The sequence below is a fragment of the Sphingobium phenoxybenzoativorans genome (genome assembly GCF_001757355.1).
GTDB lineage: Bacteria > Pseudomonadota > Alphaproteobacteria > Sphingomonadales > Sphingomonadaceae > Sphingobium > Sphingobium phenoxybenzoativorans.
Genome location: NZ_MINO01000111.1, coordinates 1 through 8300, shown reverse-complemented (window position 1 = coordinate 8300; position 8300 = coordinate 1). Strand labels below are relative to the sequence as shown.

Sequence of the window (8300 nt, the reverse complement as noted above, 5' to 3'; positions counted from 1 at the left end):
GCCGCGGAAACCACCGCCGCCGCCGAAGCCGCCACCACCGCCGCGGTCACCAAAACCGCCGCCGAAACCGCCACGATCGCCAAAGCCGCCGCCGCGGAAACCACCGCCGCCGCCGCCCTGATCGGAATAGAAACTCTCGTCGCCGAAACCGTCCCGCTTGTCCTTGCCGCGTCCGCGGCGACCTCTGTCAAAACTCATGCCCTGTTAGTCACTTTCGCTTCGCCCGCCGAAAAATCCGGATAACCATGTCGGACGAAAAGACATGAAGAATCCGCCGCAGAATACGGTTTGAGAATCAGTATAGACGGCTTTCCAGTCAAGAGCGAATGATTTTCCGCAATTTTCCCAGTGTTGCCTTATGTTTTGGCTGCCCCGGACGATCTGCCGCACGGGCGGCGGACGATGCGGCGGACGCGGGCTCAGCCCCGATCCTGCGCCGATACCGCGCCGATCCTGCCGAAAACGGTTCATTGAGTTGTCACGCTCGGCCCTCTAAGGGAAGAGGATGACAGTCTATTTCCATGAAGAAGATCTGCCCGAAGGCGTCCTGACGGAAGGCTCCGTCGCCGTGGATACCGAAACAATGGGCCTGATCACGCCGCGCGACCGCCTGTGCGTCGTACAGATCAGCGACGGCAAGGGCGACGAGCATCTTGTCCGATTCTCGCCCGGAAGCGCCTATGACGCGCCGCGCCTGAAAGCCATCATGACCGATCCGAACCGGTTGAAGCTGTTCCATTTCGGCCGGTTCGACATCGCGGCGCTCCAGCATTATCTGGGCGTGCTGACGGCGCCGGTCTATTGCACCAAGATCGCCTCCCGCCTGATCCGCACCTATACCGACCGGCACGGCCTGAAGGAACTGGTGCGCGAATTGCTGGGCCAGGACATCAGCAAGCAGCAGCAAAGTTCCGACTGGGGGGCGCCAGTGCTGTCCGACGCGCAGAAGGATTATGCCGCGTCGGACGTGCGCTACCTCCACCTGCTGAAAGAGGAGCTGGACCGCCGCCTGGCGCGCGAGGGCCGCGCCGAGCTGGCCCAGGCCTGTTTCGATTTCCTGCCCCACCGCGCGATGCTCGATCTGGCCGGATGGCCGGAAGCCGACATCTTCGCCCATATGTAAGGACAAGACGCAGCCCGTGTCCCTCCAGGCGGAACAGCAGCGAAGCGCGCGCCAGCACTGGGCGCTGCCCGGCGGCAGCCACGACCGGCTGGTGACGTTCCTGAAGGGCGCACTGCCGGTGGGAATCGGCGTCCTTTCCGCCTTCCTGGCCGTCGCGCCATTCTCCAGCAGCGGCGAGGTCAGCTTCGTCCTCGACAAGAAGAAGGTCGAAGTCGCCAAGGAGCGCATGCGTGTGACCGAGGCGCTGTATCGCGGCGAGGACAGCAAGGGGCAGCCCTTTTCCCTGCGCGCCGGATCGGCCGTCCAGAAAACATCGGCGGTGCCCGTCGTCGACCTGAACGAAATGTCCGCGCGCATCCTGCTGTCGGATGGCCCGGCGGTGCTTGACGCGCGGCGCGGGCGTTACGACATGCAGACGGAGAAGGTCGCTGTCGACGGACCGGTGCAGTTCCAGTCCGCAGGCGGCTATCGCCTGACGACCCGCGACGTGAATATCGACCTGAAAGCGCGCACGCTGCGCAGCCAGGGCCAGGTGGACGGCCGGATGCCGGTGGGGACCTTCACCGCCGACCATCTGGAAGCCGACATGGCCGGGCGGACGGTGACGCTGAACGGCCGCGCGCGCTTGCGCATAGAACAAAATGGCCTCAAAGGGCGCTGAAGATGAACCGTTCTCTCTCCCTCCTCCTGGTCGGGTCCGCGCTGGTTGCGGGCAGCGCGGCGTCCGCGCAGATCATGAAGAATCACAACAGCAATGCGCCGGTGAATTTCAGCGCCGACCGCATCGAGGTGCAGGACCGGTCCGACCGCGTCGTCCTGTCCGGCAAGGTGGAGGTCGACCAGGCGGGGCTGACCCTGAACGCCGCGCGCATGACGGTCGCCTATCGCAACGATCCCAACGCCAAGACGTCCAACCCCGCTGGCGGATCGGCGACCAGCAATGTGACGGTCGACCGCATCGACGCATCCGGCAATGTCGTGGTGGTGAAGGGCAATGAAACGGCGCGGGGCAATGTCGCCATATATGACCTCAACCGCCGCCTGATCACCATGCTGGGCAATGTCGAGCTGAACCAGGGGTCCAACCGGCTGACCGGCGGCAGGCTGGTCATCGACCTGACATCCGGCCGCTCCACTGTGGACGGCCGGTCGGCGGCCGGTCCGTCGTCCAGCTCGTCAGGCCGCGTTTCCGGCACGTTCAGCGTACCGCAGCGCACGCCCCAATAGCGCCCAAAGGCCCGGAATTCGGGAATAATCATATTAAATTCGCGTCCGGGGCTTTCCCCCATGCACAAAGCTTGCCAAATTGGGGCCAGCCAAATTAGGCCAGCCGACGCGGCCTTCGAACTTCCACCGTTCGGAATATCGTCAGCAAGGGAATGGTGATGAGCGATATCGACACACTGGACAGACATGCGACGCCTATCCCGCAGGAGGTGAGCGACGGCCTGTCAGTGATTTCCATCGCCAAAAGCTATGAACGGCGCAGCGTGCTGGCGGACGTGTCGCTGACCGTGGCGAAGGGCGAGGTCGTCGGGCTGCTGGGGCCGAACGGCGCGGGCAAGACCACCTGTTTCTATTCGATCATGGGGCTGGTGAAACCGGACAGCGGGCGCATATTGCTGGACGGCGCGGACATCACGGCGCTGCCCATGTACCGCCGCGCGATCCTGGGCATCGGCTATCTGCCGCAGGAAACGTCGATCTTTCGCGGCCTGACGGTCGAACAGAATATCAGCGCCGTGCTGGAGCTGGCGGAACCCAACGCCGCCGCGCGGGCGGAGCGGCTGGAGCAGTTGCTGGAGGAATTCGGCCTGACGCGGCTGCGCGAGGCGTCGGCAATGGCGCTGTCCGGCGGTGAGCGGCGGCGGTGCGAAATCGCCCGCGCGCTGGCGGCCAGCCCGTCCATCGTGCTGCTGGACGAACCGTTTGCGGGCATCGACCCCCTGTCGATCGCCGATATTCGCGACCTTGTGAGACAGCTCAAGACGCGCGGCATCGGCGTGCTGATCACTGATCATAATGTCCGCGAGACGCTGGAGATCGTCGACCGCGCCTGCATCATCTATGACGGCCGGGTGCTGTTCGCCGGAAGCCCGACCGAACTGGTCGCCAATGCGGATGTCCGCCGCCTCTATCTGGGCGAGAGCTTCTCGCTTTGAGATGATGGCCGGGCATCCTCCCACGCCCTGTTGATGCTTTAGCCGATGGCGCTCGGCCCCCGCCTCGATATCCGGCAAAGCCAGTCGCTGGTGATGACGCCGCAGTTGCAGCAGGCGATCCGCCTGCTTGCGCTGTCCAATCTGGAGATCGAGACCTTCATTTCCGGGGAGCTGGAGAAGAATCCGTTGCTGGAGGCTCCGGCGGCGGGCGGCGAGGACGGGCCGATGTCCGACCTGCCCGATTTCGACTATGACGCAGGCAATGGCGAACTGGCCGTGCAGGCAGAGGAAGGCGGGGCCGACGCCCTGATCGCACAGGGCATGGGCGCGGCGGACAGCCCGCTGGACGTCGATTATTCCGCCGAGACCTTCATCGACGACGGGCCGGGCGACCGGATCGCGAGCGCCGAGCGCAGCCTTGGATCGGGCGGGATGGAATCGGGCGGCGGCTATAGCGAGGATGGCCCGGATTTCGACAGCTTCGCCAACCCCGAAGGTGGCCTGCACGAGCATCTGCTGGCGCAGGCGGGGGCGAAACTGTCCGGCATGGACCTGGTGATTGCGGGGCAGTTGATCGGGCAGATCGACGATGCCGGCTATCTGGAGGCGGACCTGTTGCAGACCGCCTATGACCTGAAGGTGCCGCTGGCCGAGGTGGAGCGGGTGCTGGCGGTGATCCAGACATTCGACCCGTCCGGTGTCGGCGCGCGCAGCCTGTCCGAATGCCTGGCGATCCAGGCGAAGGAGGCCGACCGTTACGACCCGTGCATGGCGCGGCTGCTCGACAATCTGGACATATTGGCCAAGGGCGCGCTGCCGCACCTGCGCCGCATCTGCGGCGTGGATGAGGAGGATATGGCCGACATGATCCAGGAACTGCGCGGATACGACCCCAAGCCGGGCCTGCGCTTTTCCGGCGAGAGCGCGCCCGCCGTCGTGCCCGACCTGTTCGTTGCGCCGAGAGGGGATGGCTGGGCGATCGAGATCAACACCGCCACCCTGCCGCGCGTTCTGGTCAACCGCAGCTACTATGTCGAGCTGGCGGGCGGGGCGCATGACAAGGCGTCGAAGGCGTGGCTGGCCGATTGCCTGGCGAGCGCCAACTGGCTGGTGAAGGCGCTGGACCAGCGGCAGAAAACGATCATCAAGGTGGCGAGCGAGATCGTGAAGCAGCAGGAGGAATTTTTCCGCAAGGGCGTCGCCCATCTCCGCCCTCTGACTCTGCGCATGGTCGCCGACGCGATCGAAATGCATGAGTCGACCGTCAGCCGGGTGACGTCGAACAAATATCTGTCCTGCGCGCGCGGGCTGTATGAGCTGAAATATTTCTTCACCAGCTCGATCCAGTCGGCGGACGGCGGCGAGGCGGTGTCGGCCGAGGCGGTGAAAAGCCAGATCAAGGCGCTGATCGGGGCCGAGGACCCGAAGAAAATCCTGTCCGACGACACGCTGGTCGACATGCTGCGCGAGAAGGGGTTCGATATCGCCCGGCGGACAGTGGCGAAATATCGCGAGGCGATGGGCATCGGATCGTCGGTGCAGCGGCGGCGGCAGAAGCTGCTCGGCAGCCGCGCGGCATGAGCGAGGCAATCGCTTACCTCAATGGACAGTATCTGCCGCTCGCCGAGACGCGGGTTTCGGTGCTGGACCGGGGATTCCTGTTCGCGGACGGCATTTATGAAGTCGCCGCGGTGCTGGATGGGCGGCTGATCGACAATGACGCACACCTCGCGCGCATGGCAAGGTCGGCAGGGGAGCTGGGCATCGCGCTGCCGATCACGCTGGACGAGGTGGCGGCGGTACAGGCGGAGCTGGTGCGGCGGAACGCCATGGATGGCGGGCTGGTCTATGTGCAGTTGACGCGCGGGACGGAAGCCGGGCGGGATTTCCTGCCCGCCGAGGATACCCCGCCGACGCTGGTGATGTTCGTACAGCACAAGGCGCTGATCGACGTTCCGGCGGCGCGCAGCGGCATCAGGGTCAGGACGATGCCCGACCTGCGCTGGGCGCGGCGGGACATCAAGAGCACCGCCCTGCTGGCGCAGGTGCTGGCGAAGCGGGAGGCCGCCGCCGCCGGGTGCCAGGAGGCGTGGATGGTCGAGGATGGGCTGGTGACGGAGGGCGCATCATCGACGGCGTTCATCCTGACGGCGGAGGATGTGCTGGTGACGCGGCCGGATTCGCATGCGGTGCTGCCGGGCTGTACCGGCGCGGCGGTGCGGGCGCTGGCGGCGGAGCAGGGCATCGGGCTGGAGCGGCGGGCGTTCAGTGTCGCGGAGGCATTGGCGGCGAAGGAGGCGTTCATCACCAGCGCCTCGACCTTCGTGCTGCCGGTTGTGGAGATTGACGGGCAGGCGGTGGGCGGCGGCACGCCGGGACCGGTCGCGGGGCGGTTGCGGGAGCTGTATATCGCTGTGGCGCGGGGTGTTGGGGCGTCTTGTAGGTAATCCAACGCCGTTCGGGCTGAGCGAAGTCGAAGCCTTCTGCTGAGCGGAGCGAAGTGACTTCGCTCAGGGTGAACGGATGGGAAATAGTGCTGATTTGTTCGCAACGCCTCGTGCTCCTGCGCAGGCAGGAGTCCAGATCGGAGGGCGGGACTGGGCTCCTGCCTGCGCAGGAGCACGCTGTTCTTATTCAGCGCTCTCGGTGTCCAAAGATGCGCGGGCGAATGCGACGGTATGCGGTCATTTTGATGGAGCCATAAAATCATACTAAACTATTGATATAAAATCATTATCTGGATTTTCGCGTTCCAACGAAGTCGACACTTCCAACACGCTACGAAACAACCCCGCCCGTCAGGCATGACCGCGATTTCCGCGCCGCCGGATGATTTCATCTGGCTTGCAATCGCCAGAGCGCGCACAAAGGCGGCAGGAGATGGGGAGACGGGCATGACGCGCTTTTTCAGGCTGCTGCTGGTGACGATGCTGGCGCTGCTCCCCGTGGCCGCCGTCAGCGACGTCGCGCCGCAGGTGACGCTGGCGGTGCCCGGATCGGGCGACCCGCGCAGCGGCGCGATCGAGCGGTTCACGCTGCGCTTTTCCGAGGCGATGGTGCCGCTGGGCGATCCGCGCGCGACCGCCCCCGCGAAGCTGGAATGCCCGGTTCCGGCCACCGGACGCTGGGCCGACCAGCAAACCTATGTCTTTGAATTTGAACGCGCGCTGCCCGGCGGCCTCACCTGCACGGTATCCTTGCGTGACAATCTGGCGAGCGCGCGCGGCGTCGCGATTGGCGGCACGCGCAGCTTCACCATCGACACCGGCGGCCCGTCCGCGCGGGCGGTGCTGGCGGGCGGCTATGGCGACATCGAGGAGGGACAGGTGTTCCTGGTCGCCACCAATGTCGCGGCGGACCTGCGGTCGGTGGGCGCCTATGGCTATTGCGCGGTCGACGGCGTGGGCGAGCGGATCGCGCTGGACGTGCTGCCGGGCAAGGTGTCCGAGCAGATATTGACCGGGCTGGGCGACAATAACTGGTATCTGCGCAATTTCCTGGAGAATGCCGGGCTGCCGATGAAACTGTCCGCGACACAAGCGGACCGAGCAAACACTTTGTCGCGGGTGCTGGCGGTCAAGTGCCGCCGTCCGCTGCCGCCGGGCCGCGACATGGCGCTGGTGTGGGACGCCCATATCGCCGACGCGCATGGCAAGCAGGCCGGGCGCGACCAGCGGTTCGACTTTACCGTGCGCAAGGCGTTCACGGCGCGCTTCGAATGCCCGCGCGTCAATCCGCGCGCGGGGTGCAACCCGGTGCAGGACAGCTATGTCCGCTTCGCCGCGCCCATCCCCCGCGCCACGGCGGAGGCGATCCGCCTGACCTTGCCGGACGGGTCGAGCCGCACACCGACCTTCGGAGACGATGACAAGAGCGCGCAGGAGATTTCCGACATCACCTTCAAGGGGCCGTTCCCCGAAGCGGTGAGCGCGCAGATCATACTGCCCAAGGATGTGAAGGATTTCAGCGGCCGGGCGCTGGAAAATGCCGAGCGATTCCCGCTGAAGGTCGCGTTCGACCATATGCCGCCGCTGGTGAAGTTCGCCGCGCCCTTCGGCATTGTCGAGGAGAAGGAAGGCGGCGTCCTGCCCGTCACGGTGCGCGCGGTCGAACCGCAACTGGCGCGGCGGGTTTCGTCGATCGGCGGGGCGAGTATGCGGGTCCCCAATGCCGACAAGGATGTGGCCGAATGGCTGCGCAAGCTGGATGACGCCGACGACGATGATTATCGCGACGAGCCGGACGGCAAGGGTGGGACGAAAAGCGTCAACTATACCGGCACGCAATCGCTTCTGGAGGGCAAGGGCAGCGCGATGAAGCTGACCCTGCCGGGCGGCGGCAAGCAGTTCGAGGTGGTCGGCATTCCGCTGACCAAACCCGGATTCTATGTCGTCGAGCTGGCCAGCCCGACGCTGGGCCGCGCGCTGCTGGGGCGTGACCAGCCGCGCTATGTGGCGGCGGGCGCGCTGGTCACCAACATGGCGGTGCATTTCAAATGGGGGCGGCAAGGCTCGCTCGCCTGGGTGACTTCGCTGGACAGCGGCAAGCCGGTGGCGGGCGCGGATGTGCGCGTGACCGATAGCTGCACCGGCCAGCAATTCGCCGCCGGGCGCAGCGATGGGCAGGGGCGGCTGTTCATCAAGTCCGGCCTGCCGGAGCCGGAAACCTACGGCAATTGCGACGGCGACACCCATGTCCTGATGGTGTCGGCGCGCAGCGGGGACGATTACAGCTTTACGCTCACCGACTGGGGGCAGGGCATCCGCCCCTATGATTTCGACCTGCCCTATGGCTGGTCGGCGCGCGACGATATCGTCCACACCATATTCGACCGCACGCTGATCCGCGCGGGCGAGACGGTCAACATGAAGCATATTCTCCGCCGTCCGGTGGCGACGGGCTTCACGCTGGCGGGCGAGTTGAAGGGCACGCTGCGCCTGTCGCATCGCGGGTCGGACACGCAGTTCGACATGCCGCTGTCGATCGGCCGGGACGGGATCGGCGAGAATGTCTGG

Annotated in this window: 6 protein-coding genes and 2 pseudogenes; 7 read left to right on the top strand and 1 reads right to left on the bottom strand. The window is 65.6% G+C overall.

What is annotated here, in order from left to right; all coding sequences use genetic code 11:
- Positions 1 to 198 (bottom strand): annotated as a pseudogene (locus BHQ40_RS26375) (cold-shock protein); the annotation flags it as partial.
- A gap of 307 nt (positions 199 to 505) precedes the next feature.
- On the opposite strand from BHQ40_RS26375, the gene BHQ40_RS23150 reads away from it, so the two are divergent.
- The 7 genes and pseudogenes from BHQ40_RS23150 to BHQ40_RS23120 form a co-directional block, all read left to right on the top strand.
- Positions 506 to 1123 (top strand): ribonuclease D, encoded by a 618-nt coding sequence (locus tag BHQ40_RS23150; protein WP_070158101.1) that lies wholly within the window; start codon positions 506 to 508, stop codon positions 1121 to 1123.
- A 16-nt stretch (positions 1124 to 1139) separates the two neighbouring features.
- Positions 1140 to 1784 carry an LPS export ABC transporter periplasmic protein LptC gene (locus BHQ40_RS23145; RefSeq protein WP_070158100.1) on the top strand — a complete coding sequence of 215 codons (645 nt, stop codon included), beginning with the start codon at positions 1140 to 1142 and terminating at the stop codon, positions 1782 to 1784.
- Positions 1785 to 1786: 2 nt separating this feature from the next.
- Positions 1787 to 2350 (top strand): LptA/OstA family protein, encoded by a 564-nt coding sequence (locus BHQ40_RS23140; RefSeq protein ID WP_070158099.1) that lies wholly within the window; start codon positions 1787 to 1789, stop codon positions 2348 to 2350.
- 158 nt (positions 2351 to 2508) lie between these two features.
- A complete protein-coding gene (lptB, locus tag BHQ40_RS23135) occupies positions 2509 to 3285 on the top strand; it encodes an LPS export ABC transporter ATP-binding protein (protein ID WP_070158102.1) in 777 nt (258 codons plus the stop codon).
- Positions 3286 to 3330: 45 nt separating this feature from the next.
- Positions 3331 to 4866, top strand: a complete 1536-nt coding sequence (rpoN, locus tag BHQ40_RS23130; protein ID WP_070158098.1) for an RNA polymerase factor sigma-54 — start codon at positions 3331 to 3333, stop codon at positions 4864 to 4866.
- Positions 4863 to 5732 (top strand): D-amino-acid transaminase, encoded by an 870-nt coding sequence (locus BHQ40_RS23125; RefSeq protein ID WP_070158097.1) that lies wholly within the window; start codon positions 4863 to 4865, stop codon positions 5730 to 5732. The genes rpoN and BHQ40_RS23125 overlap by 4 nt, the downstream gene beginning before the upstream one ends.
- Before the next feature lie 447 nt (positions 5733 to 6179).
- Positions 6180 to 8300, top strand: a pseudogene (locus BHQ40_RS23120) (MG2 domain-containing protein); the annotation flags it as partial.